At 71.1% G+C, this 14,795-nt stretch carries 12 protein-coding genes; 9 read left to right on the top strand and 3 right to left on the bottom strand.

Annotated elements, in window-relative coordinates; all coding sequences use genetic code 11:
- Positions 1-6: 6 nt before the first annotated feature.
- The 7 genes from V6M57_RS11080 (at position 7) to V6M57_RS11050 (ending at position 6,207) form a co-directional block, all read left to right on the top strand.
- Positions 7-636: a DUF4126 domain-containing protein gene (locus V6M57_RS11080; protein ID WP_332815051.1), complete on the top strand. Its 630-nt coding sequence runs from the start codon at positions 7-9 to the stop codon at positions 634-636.
- A 150-nt stretch (positions 637-786) separates the two neighbouring features.
- A complete protein-coding gene (locus V6M57_RS11075) occupies positions 787-2,793 on the top strand; it encodes an acetyl/propionyl/methylcrotonyl-CoA carboxylase subunit alpha (protein ID WP_332815050.1) in 2,007 nt (668 codons plus the stop codon).
- Positions 2,794-2,816: 23 nt separating this feature from the next.
- Entirely contained in the window at positions 2,817-3,737 is a 921-nt protein-coding gene (locus V6M57_RS11070) for a 2-hydroxyacid dehydrogenase (protein WP_332815049.1), read from the top strand.
- 21 nt (positions 3,738-3,758) lie between these two features.
- On the top strand, positions 3,759-4,667 hold the full coding sequence (locus V6M57_RS11065; protein ID WP_332815048.1) for a hydroxymethylglutaryl-CoA lyase: 909 nt from the start codon (positions 3,759-3,761) through the stop codon (positions 4,665-4,667).
- Between the two features lie 138 nt (positions 4,668-4,805).
- Entirely contained in the window at positions 4,806-5,309 is a 504-nt protein-coding gene (locus V6M57_RS11060; RefSeq protein ID WP_332815047.1) for a YbaK/EbsC family protein, read from the top strand.
- Positions 5,306-5,578, top strand: coding sequence for a DUF1289 domain-containing protein (locus V6M57_RS11055; protein ID WP_442968817.1), 273 nt, complete (start codon positions 5,306-5,308; stop codon positions 5,576-5,578). The genes V6M57_RS11060 and V6M57_RS11055 overlap by 4 nt, the downstream gene beginning before the upstream one ends.
- Positions 5,575-6,207, top strand: a complete 633-nt coding sequence (locus V6M57_RS11050) for a 2-hydroxychromene-2-carboxylate isomerase (RefSeq protein ID WP_332815046.1) — start codon at positions 5,575-5,577, stop codon at positions 6,205-6,207. The genes V6M57_RS11055 and V6M57_RS11050 overlap by 4 nt, the downstream gene beginning before the upstream one ends.
- A gap of 100 nt (positions 6,208-6,307) precedes the next feature.
- Here V6M57_RS11050 and V6M57_RS11045 read toward each other — a convergent pair whose 3' ends face one another.
- The 3 genes from V6M57_RS11045 to V6M57_RS11035 are packed head-to-tail and all read right to left on the bottom strand — an operon-like array spanning position 6,308 to position 7,953.
- Positions 6,308-7,087: a methyltransferase domain-containing protein gene (locus tag V6M57_RS11045; RefSeq protein ID WP_332815045.1), complete on the bottom strand. Its 780-nt coding sequence runs from the start codon at positions 7,085-7,087 to the stop codon at positions 6,308-6,310.
- Between the two features lie 10 nt (positions 7,088-7,097).
- Positions 7,098-7,334: a zf-HC2 domain-containing protein gene (locus V6M57_RS11040; protein WP_332815044.1), complete on the bottom strand. Its 237-nt coding sequence runs from the start codon at positions 7,332-7,334 to the stop codon at positions 7,098-7,100.
- Positions 7,321-7,953, bottom strand: a complete 633-nt coding sequence (locus tag V6M57_RS11035; protein ID WP_332815043.1) for a sigma-70 family RNA polymerase sigma factor — start codon at positions 7,951-7,953, stop codon at positions 7,321-7,323. Before V6M57_RS11035 ends, V6M57_RS11040 begins: the two co-directional genes overlap by 14 nt.
- A 146-nt stretch (positions 7,954-8,099) precedes the next feature.
- Between V6M57_RS11035 and V6M57_RS11030 the strand changes: the two genes are divergently transcribed.
- Together V6M57_RS11030 and uvrA are read left to right on the top strand one after the other, a co-directional pair.
- Positions 8,100-8,876, top strand: a complete 777-nt coding sequence (locus tag V6M57_RS11030; RefSeq protein WP_332815042.1) for a methyltransferase domain-containing protein — start codon at positions 8,100-8,102, stop codon at positions 8,874-8,876.
- A 132-nt stretch (positions 8,877-9,008) separates the two neighbouring features.
- The coding region (gene uvrA, locus V6M57_RS11025) for an excinuclease ABC subunit UvrA (protein WP_332815041.1) at positions 9,009-14,795 on the top strand (5,787 nt) is incomplete at its 3' end.

The following is a 14,795-nucleotide window of genomic DNA, read 5'->3' as shown; positions in this document are numbered from 1 at the left end:
TTTCCGATGGACTCCCTGCCCGCCCTCATCGATCCGCCGCAGTTCCTGGCGCTGGCGGCGGCGCTGGGCTTCGCCAGCGGGTTCCGGCTGTACGCGGCGGTGTTCTTCACCGGCCTGGCCGGCTTCATGGGCTGGGTCGAGCTGCCCGCCGGCCTGCACGTGCTCGAGCACCCGGCGGTGCTGGGTGCCAGCGGCTTCATGCTGTTCGTGGAGTTCTTCGCCGACAAGATCCCCTACGTGGACTCGGTCTGGGACGCGGCCCACACGCTGATCCGCATTCCGGCCGGCGCGGCGCTGGCGGCGGGGGCGTTGGGCGCCGACAGCACCGCCATGGCCTGGATCGCCGCGCTGGTCGGCGGCGGGCTGGCGGCCACCAGCCATGCCACCAAGATGACCGCGCGCGCCGCGGTCAACACGTCGCCCGAGCCGTTCTCCAACGTGGCCGTGTCGCTGTTCGAGGACGGCTGGGTGCTGTTCCTGTTGTGGCTGTCGGCCACCCACCCCGCGATCTTCACCGTGGTACTGGTCGCCAGCGTGGTCGCCGCCATCGTGCTGCTGGTGGTGCTTGTGAAGTTCCTGCAGGCGGCGGTGCGGGAGTTGCGTGACTTTTTCGCCGGACGCCGCCTGCCGAAATGACCCACCCCCGAAGCGCCTTCGGCGCCTCCCCCCCGAGGGGGCGCCACCAGCGGACCGGCGGAGCCGGATCCGCGGTGGCACTTGGTTTGGCCGTGCGCTTGCGTGCGTCGCGCGCGCTTCGATGCATGGTGGAGAGTTGAAGAGGAAGCAATGTTCAAGAAGATCCTGATTGCCAACCGCGGCGAGATTGCCTGCCGCGTGGCCGCCACCGCGCGCCGCCTGGGCGTGAAGACGGTGGCGGTGTATTCCGAAGCCGACGCCCACGCCAAGCACGTCGCGGCCTGCGACGAGGCGGTCGCCATCGGCGCCGCCGCACCCAAGGACAGCTACCTGCGCTGGGAGCGCATCCTCGAGGCGGCCCGTGCCACCGGCGCGCAGGCCATCCACCCGGGCTACGGCTTCCTCAGCGAGAACGAGGACTTCGCGCGCGCCTGCGCCGAGGCCGGGCTGGTGTTCATCGGCCCGCCCGCGTCCGCGATCCAGGCGATGGGCCTGAAGGCCGAATCCAAGCGGCTGATGGAGCAGGCCGGCGTGCCGCTGGTGCCCGGCTACCACGGCGCCGACCAGGATCCGGCCCTGCTGCGGCGCGAGGCGGCGCGCATCGGCTACCCGGTGCTGATCAAGGCCAGCGCGGGCGGCGGCGGCAAGGGCATGCGCGCGGTCGACAAGGCCGAGGACTTCGACGCGGCGCTGGCGTCCTGCCAGCGCGAGGCGCGCAACAGCTTCGGCGACGACGCCGTGCTGATCGAGAAGTACGTGCAGCGGCCGCGGCACATCGAGATCCAGGTGTTCGGCGACACCCAGGGCAACCTGGTCTGGCTGTTCGAGCGCGACTGCTCGGTGCAGCGCCGCCACCAGAAGGTGCTGGAGGAAGCGCCCGCCCCGGGCATGACGCCGCAGCTGCGCCAGCGCATGGGCGAAGCCGCGGTCGCCGCCGCCCGTGCGGTCGGCTACGTCGGCGCGGGAACCGTGGAGTTCATCGTCGAGCAGCGGCCCGGCGGCGAAATGGACTTCTTCTTCATGGAGATGAACACCCGCCTGCAGGTCGAGCACCCGGTGACCGAGGCGATCACCGGCCTGGACCTGGTCGAGTGGCAGTTGCGCGTGGCCGCCGGCGAGCCGCTGCCGCTGAAGCAGGACGGGCTGCGGATGCACGGCCACGCGATCGAGGCGCGCATCTGCGCCGAGAACCCGGAGAACAACTTCCTGCCGGCCACCGGCCAGCTGGTGGTGTACCGGACGCCGGACTGCGTGGCCTTCACGCCGGCCGCGCAGGGCCGGCCGCGCATCGACGGCGGGGTGCGCGAAGACGATGCCATCACTCCCTTCTACGACTCCATGATCGCCAAGCTGATCGTGCACGGCGACACGCGCGAGCAGGCCCTGGCGCGGCTGGACGAGGCGCTGTCGCGCACGCACATCGTCGGCCTGGCCACCAACGTGCAGTTCCTGCGCCGGGTGGTCCGCAGCCGGTCCTTCTCGCAGGCCGACCTGGACACCGCGCTGATCCCGCGCGAGCAGGCGGCGCTGTTCGGCCAGGAGCCGATCGGCTTCGCCGTCGCGGCCGCGGCGGCCGTGGCCAGCACGCTGCTGCGCGAACGGGCTGCCGAGGGCGCCGATCCCTTCAGCCGCCGCGACGGCTGGCGTGCGTACGGGGAAGCCAGCCGGCGCTTTGCCTTCGAGTTCGGCGGCGAGCCGCGCGGGGCCGAGCTGGTCTACCGGCGCGACGGCTCCCTGCACCTGACGGCCGACGGCCTGGCCGGCCCGCTGCAATTCAGTGCAGGCGCCGACGGCGCCATCGACCTGCAGTTCGCCGGCCAGCGCACCCCGGTGCAGGTCTACGCGCAGGGCGAGACCGACCACGTCTTCACGCCCGCCGGCGCCACCCGGATCGTCGCCATGGACCCGCTGGCGCACGCCGGCGAAGGGGAGACCGAGGGCGGCCGGCTGACGGCACCCATGCCCGGCAAGGTGGTGTCCTTCGCGGTCAAGGCGGGCGATGCGGTGAAGAAGGGCCAGCCGCTGGCCGTGCTGGAAGCGATGAAGATGGAGCACACCATCGCCGCACCGGCCGACGGCACCGTGGCCGAACTGCTGTACGCGCCCGGCGACCCGGTGGACGAGGGCGCCGAACTGCTGCGCCTGGACGCGACCTGAGGCGGGGCGCCGACAATAGCCGGATGCGAATCCTGTTCCATGCGGCCGGCCACAAGCCGGCCCCCTGGCTCGAAGGCCTGGAGGCCGCCTTGCCGCAGGCCGAGGTGGCCGAATGGGTGCCCGGCGCGCCGCCGGCCGACTACGCGGTGGTCTGGGCCCCGCCCCAGCAGCTGCTCGACGAGCAGCCCCGGCTCAAGGCCCTGTTCAACATGGGCGCCGGCGTCGATGCGCTGATGCCGCTGCGCCTGCCCGCGGCCACGCAGCTGGTGCGGCTGGACGATGCCGGCATGTCGGTGCAGATGGCCGAGTTCGTCTGCCACGCCGTCATCCGCCACTTCCGCGAGCTCGACGGCTACGAGGCCGACGTGCGCGCCGGCAAGTGGTCGTTCCGCCGGCCGCGCCTGCGCGGGGAATGGCCGGTGGGCGTCATGGGCCTGGGCGTGCTCGGCACGCGGGTGGCGCGGGCACTGCAGGGCTTCGACTTTCCGCTCAACGGCTGGAGCCGATCGCCGAAGGCGCTGGCGGGCGTGCGCTGCTTCGCCGGCCGCGGACAGCTGGATGCCTTCCTGGCCGCCAGCCGCATCCTGGTCTGCCTGCTGCCGCTGACGCCCGATACCGCCGACATCCTGAACCGCGACACGCTCGGGCGGCTGATGCCCGGGGGCTACCTGGTCAACGTGGCGCGCGGCGGCCACCTGGTCGAGCAGGACCTGCTGGCGCTGCTGGCACAGGGGCAGCTGGCCGGCGCCACCCTCGACGTGCTGCGCGAGGAGCCGCCGCCGCCGGAGCACCCGTTCTGGCGCCACCCGAAGATCACGCTGACGCCGCACACCTCGGCGCGCACGCTGCGCGAGGAGAGCATCGCCCAGATCGCCGGCAAGATCGGGGCGATGGAGCGCGGTGAACCCGTGGCGGGTGTGGTCGATCGGGAGCGGGGATACTGATGCCGATTTGCGAGTGAAGCCATGAAACTGCCATCCCGAGTCAAGATCGTCGACGTCGGCCCGCGCGACGGGCTGCAGAACGAGAAGGGCCACGTGCCCGCCGAGGTCAAGATCGGCCTCGTCCACCGCCTGCAGGACGCCGGCCTGAAGGAGATCGAGGTCACCAGCTTCGTCTCGCCCAAGTGGGTGCCGCAGATGGCCGACGCGGCCGAGGTGATGGCCGGCATCCAGCGCCGGCCCGACGTGCGCTACTCGGTGCTGACGCCCAACATGAAGGGCTTCGAGGCGGCGCTGCCCAGCCGCCCCGACGAGATCGTGGTGTTCGGCGCGGCCAGCGAGGCCTTCAGCCGGAAGAACATCAACTGCTCGATCGCCGAGAGCATCGAGCGCTTCGCGCCGGTGGTCGAGGCGGCGCGCGCCAAGGGCATCCATGTGCGCGGCGCCATCTCCACCGCGGTCGGCTGCCCGTACGAGGGCGAGGTGGCGCCGGAGCGGGTCGAGCTGGTGGCGCGGCTGATGAAGCAGATCGGCGTGCAGCACATCGGGGTGGCCGACACCATCGGCGTCGGCACGCCGCGCAAGGTGCAGGCGGCGATGGAAGCGGCGCTGAAGCACTATGGCCTGGACGACGTCTCCGGCCATTTCCACGACACCTACGGCCAGGCGCTGGGCAACACCCTGGCCTGCCTGGAAATGGGCGTCTGGCAGTTCGACACCTCCTGCGCCGGCCTGGGCGGCTGCCCGTACGCCAAGGGCGCCACCGGCAACGTCGCCACCGAAGACGTGGTCTACATGCTGCACGGCCTGGGCATAGAGACCGGCATCGACCTGGACCAGCTGGTCGATGCGGGCCGGTACATCAGCGACTTCCTGCAGCGCAAGCCGAACTCGCGGGCGGCGACGGCGATCCTCAACAAGCGGGCCGGGTGAGCCTCCGATTCAGTCATCCCGGCGAAAGCCGGGATCCATCTCCCGCGGTGCGGGCACGCGCAGCGCCTGTTCGCAGGCCCGGGACGGCGGGCCGAGCGAGCCCGCCACGACACCATCGAAGCGCCCAGTCGAGAACGTATGTGCGGAGCTGAATTGAGTTCATTACCCGACGGCGTGCAGCGCGTCGCCCGCATCCTGCAGGACCAGGGCCACCCCCACGCCCCCGTGATGCTGGACGAAGCCGCGCGCACGGCGCAGCAGGCGGCCGATGCACTGGGTATCGCGGTCGGCCAGATCGCCAAGAGCATCATCTTCCGGCGCAAGTCCGACGATGCGGCGGTGCTGGTGGTCACCTCGGGCGACCGGCGGGTGGACGAGAGGAAGGTCGACGCGCTGGTCGGCAAGACCGGCCGCGCCGACGCCGACTTCGTCAAGGCGCGCACCGGCTACTCGATCGGCGGCGTGTCGCCGGTCGGCCATGCGCACGCGCCGGTCACGCTGATCGACCGCGAGCTGTTCCGCTTCGCGGAGATCTGGGCCGCCGCCGGCCATCCGCACGGCGTCTTCAAGCTGCGGCCGCAGGACCTGGAGCGCCTGACCGGCGCGCCCGTGGCCGACGTGGTGCAGGAGCCGGCCGAGTGACGTCGTACGCGGCCAGGCAGGTGCGGCGCAAGCTGCGCGACATCGCCGCGCTGCCCGCCGGCGAGCCGGTGCCCTCGCCCTGCATCTGCATCTGCCGCGTGGATCCGCGCAGCGGCCTGTGCGACGGCTGCCTGCGCACGATCGACGAGATCGCCGGCTGGACGTCGATGAGCGACGCCGGCAAGCGCGAAGTCTGGACGCGCCTGGGTGAACGCGCCGGCGCGGCCGGCGCCGCGGTGCCGCAGGACGCGGGAGCACCGAAGCCATGAAAGCCATCACCTTCTACCTCGACTTCATCTCGCCGTATGCCTACCTCGCCTTCGAGCAGCTGCCGCAGGCGCTGGAAGGCCTGAGCTACCAGGTCGAGTACCGGCCGGTACTGTTCGCCGGGCTGCTCAAGCACCATGGCCAGCTGGGTCCGGCCGAGATCGCCGGCAAGCGCGAATGGACCTACCGGCAGGTCCTCTGGCTCGCGCATGCCAACGGCATCCCGATGCAGATGCCGTCGGCGCACCCCTTCAATCCGCTCGGCCTGTTGCGGCTGGCGCTGGCCTGCGGGCCGAACCGCTTCGTGTGCGAAACCCTGTTCCGCCACGTCTGGCGCGGTGGCGCCGATGCGGCCGACGCCGGCCGGCTGCAGGCGCTGCAGAAGGACCTGGCTCCGGCGCGCGACCCTGGCAGCGAGGACGTGAAGAACGAGCTGAAACAGGCCACCCAGGACGCCATCGCGCGCGGCCTGTTCGGCGTGCCCACCCTCGCGGTGGACGACAAGTTGTTCTGGGGCTTCGATTCGCTGCCCATGCTGCGTGCGTATCTCGAAGGCGACCGCTGGTTCGAGACGCAGTGGCCGGCCGTGGCCCAGCTGCCGCCGGGGCAGGGCCGGGTGGCCAGGCCCTAGTCTGGGCCGGGTCGACGTGACGCCGGGCGTGCAGGCGTACAGGGTGCCGCCGCGCGCGACGAAATAGCGCATGTGATCGGCCAGCGGGTCGCGCTGGGGATCAGGCAATGCGCAGGCCCCGCAGCGTGATGGCATGCGCACCCAGCGCTTTCGCGGCGCGCCGGGTGTCCGGGTTGGCGCTGCCGCTGAAGTAGTCCTGCCGCCCGATGACCTCGGCCTCGAGGCCGGCTTCCCGCAGCAGGCGCAGGTAGTCCGCCTCGGTGACGGCCCCCACCACGCACTCCGCCCACAGCTTGGGGTCGCTGCGGCACCGGTCGGAAGCGGGATTGTCCAGCGCGATGTCCGAGACCTGCAGGCGGCCGCCCGGGCGCAGCACGCGCGCGATTTCCGCGAAGGCCAAGGGCTTGTCCGGGACCAGGTTGAGCACGCCGTTGCTGGTGACCACGTCGACGCTGGCGGGTGACAAGGGGATAGCCTCCGCGTTGCCTTCCAGCACCTCCACGTTGCCGCGGCCCATCTCGGCGGCGTTGCGGCGCAGCTTCAGCAGCATGGACGCCGTGATGTCGATCGCATGGACCGTGCCCTGCGGCGCCATCGTGCTGGCCAGCAGGGTGTCCGTGCCGGAGCCGGAGCCGATGTCCAGCACGACGTCGCGCTCGCCGATGACGGCGGCACCGAACGGATAGCCCACACCGGCGAACGATTCCACCGCGGCGACCGGCAGCAGGTCCAGTTGCGCCGCCGGGTAGCCGACGAACAGGCAGGCCAGCCGGCCGGTCGGGAAGTGGAAGGTGCGCTCCGGGTGTTGGGCGACCTGGCCGTACATCTCGGTGACGGCGCGGAAGATGAAGTCCTTCCTGTCGGAGAAGATGGCCACCATCGCCCGGCCCTCAAAAGGTCTGGAGCAGCCGGCGGATGCGGCCGACGGCGCGTGCGGCCGGCTCCAGCGGGCGTGTTTCGCGCAGCTTCGCCTTCAGTCGCCGCTCGAAGTCGGCCCGCGACCAGCAACTCCTGCAGGTGGCCAGGTGGCGCTGCATGGCGTCGCGCTCGTCGCCGTCGAGCTCGTGGTCGAGGAAGTCGAACAGCCGGCTCAGGGCCTGTTCACAGTCGAGGTCATGCTGGGTCATGGGCGCCTCCGGTCCCGAACGCTGCCGGTCGTGCGGCCGCGGCGGCGGCCAGTCCGGCGTCCTGCGCCTGCCGCCACAAGAGCTTCTGCAAGGCGGCACGGCCCCGCGCCAGGCGGGAGCGCACGGTTCCCAGCGGAACGTCCAGCGCCTGCGCAATCTCGGCGTAGCCCAGCTCTTCCACGTCGGCCAGCACCACGACCATGCGGTGGTGGGGCGGCAGCGCGGCCAGGGCGTTCTCGATGTCTTCCCGCAGGAGCTTGTCCAGGAAGGCCTGCTCGGGATGGCTGAACCACAGCAGGAACGGCTGGTGCATCCGTTCGAACAGCCAGAACGGCGGCTCGTCGTCGTCTTCGGCGTCCGGGTCGAGCGGCTCGGTCGCGGGGCGCGCCTGGTTCCGGCGGCATTCGCTGATGAAGGTGTTGTGCAGGATCCGGAACAGCCAGCCGCGCAAGGCCGCATCGCACTCGAGCGTGGGCAGGGCACGCCAGGCGCGCGTGACGCTTTCCGCCACCAGGTCCTCGGCGTCCTCGTCATTGCGGGTGAGCCGGCGTGCCACGCCCAGCAGCCTGGGCAGCAAAGCCATCACTTCCCGTGCGAACACGTCCCGGCCGATCGCCATGTGCACCCCTGTGGAATCCACAAGACGCGTGGCGCCCGCAAACGGTTCCGCCCATCCGGCACCCGGGGGCCCCCGGGTTTTCCCGTGGGACGAACCGGTGGCGCCGGCGTCTCGGCACAGACCCACTGCCATCCCAAGGAGCTGCCATGACGACGATCGTCACCCTCGACACCGCCGCGCTCGAGCAGAAGGTCAAGGCCATGTACCGCGCCGTTGCCGAGGACCCGGACGGTGAATTCCATTTCGAGATGGGCCGGGCCCTCGCGCAGCGGCTGGGCTATGCGCCGGACGAGCTGGACCGCATTCCGGCGGAGGCCATCCGCTCCTTCGCGGGGGTGGGTTGCTACTTCGACCTCGCCGAGGCGAAGGCCGGCCAGGCCGTGGTGGATCTCGGTAGCGGCTCGGGGATGGACAGCTTCATCGCCGGCCTGCGCGTGGGCCCGTCCGGCCGGGTGATCGGCATCGACATGACCGACGAGCAGTTGGCCAAGGCGCGCCGGCTGGCCGCGTCCGGCGGCTGGCCGCAGCTGTCGTTTCGCAAGGCTTACATCCAGGCCACGGGGCTCGACGAGGCCTGCTGCGACCTGGTGATCAGCAACGGCGTCATCAACCTGGCGCCGGACAAGCGCGAGGTGTTCCGGGAAGCTGCCCGCATCCTGCGGCCCGGCGGGCGGCTGGCGCTGGCGGACATCGTGACCGAGACGCAGTTGCCCGAAGGTATTACCTGCGATGCGACCTTGTGGGCCGCATGCATCGGCGGCGCCATGCAGTCCGGCGAGTACGTGGCGGCCGTCGAGGCCGCCGGACTGCGCATCCTGCGCTACCGCGAGAACCCCGAGTACCGCTTCATCTCGGCCAATGCAGCCAAGGCCTCCGCGAAGTTCGGGGTCAAGAGCATCTCGCTGAGCGCCGTCAAGGCATAGCCCAGGGCGGGCGTGCCGGCGCCGGGATCCGCGCGGGACGGAGTTGCCGCGCGGGTGCCCGATACCCCTCCAGGTCTCGCTGCGCAGGGGCAATCCCTAGAATGTTCGGCCTTCAAGCAAAAGAACGGCCGTATGACCCAGGGTCTGATCCGCATCCGCGGCGCTAGGCAGCACAACCTCAAGAACCTCGACCTCGACCTGCGCACCGGCGAACTGACGGTGGTCACCGGCCCCAGCGGCTCCGGCAAGTCCAGCCTGGTGTTCGACACGCTCTATGCGGAGGGGCAGCGCCGCTACGTGGAGACCTTCTCCGCCTATGCGCGCCAGTTCCTGGACCGCATGGACAAGCCCGCGGTGGACCGGGTCGAGGGCGTGCCGCCGGCAATCGCGATCGACCAGACCAACCCGGTGCGCTCGTCGCGCTCCACGGTCGGGACGATGACCGAGTTGAACGACCACCTCAAGCTGCTGTTCGCGCGGGCGGCGGAGCTGTTCGACCGCAAGACCGGCCAGCGGGTGCGGCACGACACGCCGGAGACGGTCTATGCGGAACTGATGGCGCGCACGCGGGTCATCGCCGCCGGGCCGCCCCAAGGCGATGACGCCCCCCTCAGGGGGGAGGCGCGAAGCGCTTCGGGGGGAGCCGGTCTCGACCCGCGCCTGGTCCTGACGTTCCCGGTGGAGTTGCCGGCGAGCGCGACGCCCGCAGAGGTCGAGCAATGGCTGGCGGCCAGCGGCTTTACCCGCGTGCAGGCCGAGCGCGAAGTGGCCACGCCCACCGGGCCGCGCAAGGTCCTGGACGTGGTGGCCGACCGCTTCCGCATCCAGGGCGTGGAGAAGATCCGCGCGATCGAGGCGATCGAGGTGGCGCTCAAGCGCGGGGCGGGGCGGATGGCGGTGTACGCAACCGCCGGCGAGGAGCCGGCGGAGGTCTGGCGCTTCTCCACCGGCCTGCACTGCCCCGACAGCGACCTGCGCTACGCCGACCCGATCCCCTCGATGTTCTCGTTCAACTCGCCGGTGGGCGCGTGCGAGACCTGCCGCGGCTTCGGCCGCGTGATCGGGGTCGACTACGGGCTGGTGATCCCGAACGACAAGCTGACGCTGCGCGCCGGCGCCATCAAGCCGATGCAGACACCGGCCTGGCAGGAGTGCCAGGACGACCTGATGCGGCACGCGGAAAGCGCCGGCATCCCGCGCGACACGCCCTGGTACAAGCTCACGCCCGAGCAGCGGCACTGGGTGATCCACGGCACGCCCAACTACAAGGAGGGCAACTGGAACAAGCAGTGGTACGGGGTGCGGCGCTTCTTCGAGTACCTGGAGAGCAAGGCCTACAAGATGCACATCCGGGTGCTGCTGTCCAAGTACCGCAGCTACACGCCCTGCGAGGCCTGCGGTGGCGCCCGCCTCAAGCTGGACAGCCTGCTGTGGCGCCTGGGCAGCCAGGACGATGCCGACGCGGTACTGGAGCCCGGCCAGCGCTTCCTGCCGGTCGGGGTGGACTGGACCCGCGGGCAGCTGGAGGCGCTGCCGGGGCTGTCGCTGCACGACCTGATGCTGCTGCCGATCGATCGGCTGCGGAAGTTCTTCGCGCGGCTGCAGCCGCAGGCGGACAGCGGGGCGCCGGCCGGCGAGCACCAGGCCCTGAAGCTGCTGTTCGAGGAGATCAACACCCGGCTGAAGTACCTGGTCGACGTCGGCATCGGCTATCTCACGCTGGATCGCCAGAGCCGCACGCTCTCCGGCGGCGAGGTGCAGCGCATCAACCTGACCACGGCGCTCGGCACCTCGCTGGTCAACACGCTGTTCGTGCTCGACGAGCCCAGCATCGGCCTGCACCCGCGCGACATGGGCCGCATCACCGAAGCGATGAAACGGCTGCGCGACGCCGGCAACACCCTGGTGGTGGTGGAGCACGACCCCGCGGTGATGCTGGCCGCCGATCGCATGATCGACATGGGGCCGGGCCCGGGCGAGCGCGGCGGGCAGATCGTGTTCGACGGGCCCACCGACGAACTGCGCCGCGCCGACACCCTGACCGGTGCCTACCTGGGCGGCCGCAAGCAGGTCGGCATGGGCTTCAAGCGCGCCGTCACCGACGCCACGCCGCGCCTGGTGATGGAGGGCGCCTGCGAGCACAACCTGAAGAACCTGTCGGTGGAGTTCCCGCTGCAGCGGCTGGTGTGCGTGACCGGCGTGTCCGGTTCGGGCAAGTCGACGCTGGTGCAGGACATCCTGGCGCCGGCGCTGCTGCGCCACTTCGGCCGTGCCACCGAGACGCCCGGCCACCACGAGCGCCTGCTGGGCGCCGACCACCTGGGCGACGTGGTGTTCGTCGACCAGTCGCCGATCGGCAAGACGGCGCGCTCCAACCCGGTCAGCTACGTCGGCGCCTGGGACTGCATCCGCGAAATCTTCGCCAACTCGCCGATGGCGCGGCAGCGCAGCTATACCGCCGCCAAGTTCAGCTTCAACAGCGGCGACGGCCGCTGCCCCACCTGCGGCGGCTCCGGCTTCGAGCACGTGGAGATGCAGTTCCTCTCCGACGTCTACCTGCGCTGCCCCGACTGCGACGGCCGCCGCTACCGCCCCGAGATCCTCGAAGTCACCATCGAGCGGAAATCGGGGTCGGATACGCATTTGCGCCGGCTGAACGTGGCCGACGTGCTGGAACTCACCGTGAGCGAGGCGGCCGCGCTGTTCGCCGGCGACCGCGACGTGATCCGCGCGCTGCAGCCGATCGTCGACGTCGGCCTGGAGTACGTGAAGCTGGGCCAGCCGGTGCCCACGCTGTCGGGCGGCGAGTCGCAGCGCCTGAAGCTGGCCGGCTTCCTGGCCGAGGCGGCCAAGTCGGCCAGCAACAGCCGCCAGGGCCTGGCGCGCAAGGGCACGCTGTTCCTGTTCGACGAGCCGACCACCGGCCTGCACTTCGACGACATCGCCAAGCTGATGCGCGCGCTGCGCAAGCTGCTGGAGGCCGGCCACTCGCTGGTCGTGATCGAGCACAACCTGGACGTGATCCGCGCCGCCGACTGGCTGGTGGACCTGGGCCCGGAAGGCGGCGAGGGCGGCGGCCTGCTGGTGGCCGAAGGGCCGCCGGAGGAAGTGAAGAAGCACCCGGCCTCGCACACGGCCAGGGCGCTGCGGGAGTACGACGGGACGATCGGGGTTGCCGAGTCCCTGCCGGTCGGGAACGGCCCGCGCGCGGCGCGCGACGGTGCCGCGGCATCGGCCATCCAGATCGTCAACGCCCACGAGCACAACCTGAAGAACCTGTCGGTCGACATCCCGCACAACCGCTTCAGCGTGATCACCGGCGTGTCGGGCTCGGGCAAGTCCACGCTGGCCTTCGACATCCTGTTCAACGAGGGCCAGCGCCGCTACCTGGAGTCGCTCAACGCCTATGCGCGCAGCATCGTGCAGCCGGCCGGCCGGCCCGAGGTGGATGCGGTGTACGGCATCCCGCCGACGGTGGCGATCGAGCAGCGCCTGTCGCGCGGCGGCCGCAAGTCCACGGTGGGCACCACCACCGAGGTCTGGCACTTCCTGCGCCTGCTGTACGTCAAGCTGGGCGTGCAGCACTGCGTGAACGACGGCGCCGAGGTGCGCCCGCAGACGCCCGACAGCATCGCCGCGCAGATCATGCGGCGCTACCGCGGCCAGCACGTCGGCCTGCTGGCGCCGCTGGTGGTCAACCGCAAGGGCGTCTACACCGAGCTGGCCGAGTGGGCGCGCGCGCGCCGCTACACCCACCTGCGGGTGGACGGCAATTTCCTGCCCACCACCGGCTTCCCGCGCATCGACCGCTTCAAGGAGCACACCATCGAACTGCCGGTGTGCGACCTGGACGTGACGCCCGCGAACGAGCCATTGCTGCGCGACAAGCTGGCCGAGGCGCTGGAGCACGGCAAGGGCGTGCTGCACCTGCTGGCGCCGCTGGACGGGCTGCGCGACGCCTTCGCCAACGGCGAGGCGCAACACCGGCACATCGGCCAGGTCGAGGTGTTCTCCACCCGGCGCGCCTGCCCGGTGTGCAGCACCAGCTACGCCGAGCTGGACCCGCGCCTGTTCTCCTACAACAGCAAGCACGGCTGGTGCCCCGAGTGCGTGGGCACCGGCGTGCGGCTGACGCGCGAGCAGCGCAAGGCCTTCGACGACACCGTGCTCGGCGTGGACGACAACAAGGGCCGCGAGCAGACCTTCGCCGAGCCCGAGGTGGAAGACCTCACCGACGAGTGCTGCCCGGCCTGCCAGGGCACGCGCCTGAACGCGCAGGCGCGTGCGGTGAAGTTCGACGGCATCGGCATCGCCGACATCGCCGCGCTCTCGGTCACCGAGGTGCGGCGCTGGGTCGAGCGCCTGCAGGGCGCGGGCGGCCTGAGCGAGCGCGAGCAGGGCATCGCGCGCGACCTGATCCCGGAGATCCGCAGCCGGCTGGAGTTCCTGGAGGAAGTGGGGCTGGGCTACCTGACGCTGGACCGCGGCGCGCCCACCCTGTCGGGCGGCGAGGCGCAGCGCATCCGGCTGGCGGCGCAGCTCGGCTCCAACCTGCAGGGCGTGTGCTACGTGCTGGACGAGCCCACCATCGGCCTGCACGCGCGCGACAACCAGATCCTGCTGGACGCGCTGCACAAGCTGGGCGAGAAGGGCAACACGCTGGTGGTGGTGGAGCACGACGAGGACACCATCCGCCGGGCCGACCACATCATCGACATCGGCCCGGGCGCGGGCAAGCGCGGCGGGCGCGTGATCGCGCACGGCACGGCGCAGGAACTGGTGGCCAGCGAGGATTCGCTGACCGGGCGCTACCTGCTGCACGCGATGCGGCATCCGCTGAAGGCGCGGCGCGACGCCGTAGCGCCGGAGCAGCTCCTCCTCCGGGGCGCCCGGCTGCACAACCTGCGCGACATCGACATCGCCATCCCGCTGCGCCGGCTGGTCGCCGTCACCGGCGTGTCCGGTTCCGGCAAGTCCACGCTGGCGCGCGACGTGCTGCTGCACAACGTGCAGGCCGCCGTGCAGCAGCGCAGCACCCGGGCCGGCCGCGACGCCGACGACCGTGGCAAGCATCCGGCGTGGTCCGGCTGCGAAGCGCTGGACGGCTATCAGGTGATCGACCGCGTGCTCGAAGTCGACCAGACCCCGATCGGCAAGACGCCGCGCTCCTGCCCGGCCACCTACATCGGTTTCTGGGACACGATCCGCAAGCTGTTCGCCGACACGCTGGAGGCCCGGGCGCGCGGCTACGCGCCGGGCCGCTTCTCCTTCAACACCGGCGAAGGCCGCTGCCCCACCTGCGAGGGCCAGGGCGTGCGCACCATCGCGATGAGCTTCCTGCCCGACGTGAAGGTGCCCTGCGAGTCCTGCCACGGCGCGCGCTTCAACCCGGAGACGCTGGCCGTCACCTGGCGCGGCAAGAGCATCGGCGACGTGCTGCAGATGGAAGTGGACGAAGCCGTCGAGTTCTTCGCCTCCATGCCCAACGTGAGCCATCCGCTGCAGCTGCTCAAGGACGTCGGCCTGGGTTACCTTACGCTGGGCCAGCCTTCGCCCACGCTCTCGGGCGGCGAGGCGCAGCGCATCAAGCTGGTGACCGAGCTGTCCAAGGTGCGCGACGACATCACCCGCCGCGGCCAGAAGGCGCCGCACACCCTGTACGTGCTGGACGAACCCACCGTCGGCCTGCACATGGCCGACGTGGAAAAGCTGATCCGCGTGCTGCACCGGCTGGTGGACGGCGGCCACAGCGTGATGGTGATCGAACACGATCTCGACGTGATCGCCGAGGCCGACTGGATCATCGACCTCGGGCCGGAAGGCGGCCATGCCGGCGGCCAGGTGGTCGCCGCCGCGCCCCCGGAGGAGGTGGTGCGGCTGGGGACGCACACGGGGAAGGCGCTGGAGGCGGTGCTGGCG

The sequence above is a fragment of the Ramlibacter sp. genome (assembly GCF_036676645.1).
GTDB lineage: Bacteria > Pseudomonadota > Gammaproteobacteria > Burkholderiales > Burkholderiaceae_C > Ramlibacter.
The sequence above is the reverse complement of the archived record's forward strand: the minus strand, read 5'-3'. Positions and strand labels throughout refer to the sequence as shown.